Source organism: Thermogutta sp., assembly GCF_014359955.1.
GTDB lineage: Bacteria > Planctomycetota > Planctomycetia > Pirellulales > Thermoguttaceae > Thermogutta.
In genome coordinates this window covers 1-2,272 of sequence record NZ_JACIYL010000718.1, presented here as the reverse complement: position 1 = coordinate 2,272, position 2,272 = coordinate 1, and the positions used below count along the sequence as shown (strand labels likewise).

The 2,272-nt window shown below is 56.5% G+C and carries 3 protein-coding genes; 2 read left to right on the top strand and 1 reads right to left on the bottom strand.

The features are described from left to right. Positions 1 to 491 precede the first annotated feature (491 nt). Positions 492 to 1,157 (top strand): metallophosphoesterase, encoded by a 666-nt coding sequence (locus H5U08_RS16240; RefSeq protein ID WP_297035421.1) that lies wholly within the window; start codon positions 492 to 494, stop codon positions 1,155 to 1,157. A 24-nt stretch (positions 1,158 to 1,181) separates the two neighbouring features. Here the strand turns inward: H5U08_RS16240 and H5U08_RS16235 are convergent, their stop codons facing one another. Further along, positions 1,182 to 1,805: a phosphatase PAP2 family protein gene (locus H5U08_RS16235; protein WP_297035418.1), complete on the bottom strand. Its 624-nt coding sequence runs from the start codon at positions 1,803 to 1,805 to the stop codon at positions 1,182 to 1,184. A 185-nt stretch (positions 1,806 to 1,990) separates the two neighbouring features. On the opposite strand from H5U08_RS16235, the gene H5U08_RS16230 reads away from it, so the two are divergent. After that, on the top strand, positions 1,991 to 2,272 hold a 282-nt coding region (locus H5U08_RS16230), incomplete at its 3' end, for a PIG-L family deacetylase (RefSeq protein ID WP_297035415.1).

Here is a 2,272-nt window from a genome sequence, read left to right as displayed (position 1 = left end):
GGAAAAAGTCCAAATCCGAAGGGGTTTATGATGACGCCCCCCTGCCCTTCTCGCAAGCGGGTCTCCCTTGATCTACCTCCCCTTTTTCAGAAAAAGTGTGATGGGAGCAATTCATGAATGGTCCGTACCGTTCCGTGAGCCACTGAACCGAGTAGTTCGCGCTCCGTCGGCGAAAGGGACTATCGAAGGGTTGAAATATGGACGAGACATGCACACCCTTCGAAAACGGGCCTGAGAAGCAGGTCCCGCTGCGCTGACGTTCCTCGCGCAACGCCGTGCGGACGCCCGCGCCGCCATTGGCAAACGAAAAGTAGGGAGGGGTCAGTGTGGCACGGATGTTGTCTTCGCAGTTCCGCGGCCTAAGATAAAAAAACGGCCACAGTTTGGCCCATTTGCGCATGATCGTGCGATCGGATAGCAGTTCCGAGTCCCAGGGAATTGGGTGAGCTTAGGTAAAATCTCCGTTTTGAGGGAACACTTCAAGTCAGCACATGGTCATCCTAGCGATTTCCGACCTTCATGGTAATCGACGCGCACTCGATCGAATCCTGGAGCGGTCCGGCCCGTGTGACATGATCTTGCTTGCGGGGGATTTGACACATTTCGGCTCCGGCCGTGACGTGGATCCCCTTATCGAACGGTGTCGCCAAAAAACGCCCATTGTTTACGCTGTTGCTGGAAATTGTGATACCAAAGAGGTAGCGCAACGGTTGGACGAACTGGGTGTCAACCTGGCGGCGCGCGGCACCGTGTTCAACGGGTTGGGGGTGCACGGTCTGCCGGGAATACCGCACTGGCGACCAGGAATGTATCAGTTCAGCGAAGATGAACTCCGCGGAATGCTCGAGCAGGGGTGGAGCCAGCTTGAGAGTGCCTCATGCAGGATCACGCTGGCACATGCACCACCTCACAACTGTGCCGTGGACCGCGTTTACTGGGGGTGTCATGTGGGAAGCGTGGCTCTTAAAGAGTTTATTCAGCGCCATCGACCGGCAGTCGTCGTCTGTGGTCACATTCACGAAGGACGGGGGAGGGCCACCGAAGGAAACACGCAAATTGTCAACTGTGGGCACGGTTCGTCCGGATTTTATGCAAAGATTACGGTCGAAGCGTCTTCTGATTGCCCAACAGTCGAGGTGGCTCTGCATGAAGCGTAGGGGCTCGTTGAGGAAAGTGGGCGTTCAGGACGGGGTTGTACACCTTTCCTGGGTTGGCTTCCACCATCGACCCGGGAGCACGAACCGAGTCAGAAGCCACGCCGCACACCAACCGAGACCGGCTCCAAAAGCGACGTCGCTCGGGAAATGGGCCCCCGCAAAGACACGCTGCAGGCAGGCGCAGCCAGCCAATACGGCAAATACGGTTTTCCCGCTCGGATAGATAGTGGTCAGAGCAAAAGCCAAACCGGCCGCCGTCGCGGCGTGTGAGGAAGGGAAAGAACCGCTGAGTTGTGCAGGATGAAGGGTGAGAACGGGAAGCCACTCGTGGAACGTGGTCCACACATTACCGGCGAAATCAAAGTCTCGGGGACGTACGCGGAATATGACAAGCTTCATAAGGTCACCAGATAGCCCGGCGAGAAGAGCCGCGCATCCCACGTAAAGTGCATGCGCTCGACGGGAATCGAGCGTCGCGATCAGGATCGCGATCATAATCACCCCAAAACCGTGAGCAAAGAATTCACTCAAGTTTGCGGCCTTGACCAGCCATTTTGGGAAGAGATTGGCACGGGCACACTCCGCGACGCTCAGATCAATGGCAAGACAGAAGGGAGCAAGAGCGACGAGAAATACGCCGACTCCCACGGGAGGGAGCGATTGTCCTGTGGCGGGTGCGGAATTGTCTGGGGAAAGAGGATAATCCATCCCTGCGGTTGATCTCAATCGACAAACAATCCTGACATGGCGCTGAGGGCTCCGGAAGGCCGTTTCATGCCCATTTTAAAACTCTGCATTGTAGCATTTTTGGCTTTTTGCTCCGAGAGTGATTTATGAGTAAGGAAGCAGTACCACTATTCCAGAATGAGCCCGGGAAAGTGACCAACGTGGATGTGATTGTTGTTGCCCCGCATCCGGACGACGCGGAGCTTGGGATGGGGGGCACTATTCTCAAAATGGTGGATCAGGGGATCACGGTCGGCGTTGTCGATATGAGCGACGGTGAGCCGACTCCCTACGGAAGCTCCGAGATCCGTGCCCGGGAGACAGCTCGTGCAACCGAGCTTCTTCGCCTGGCCTGGCGAGTCAATTTGGGGTTGCCAAACCGTTCCATG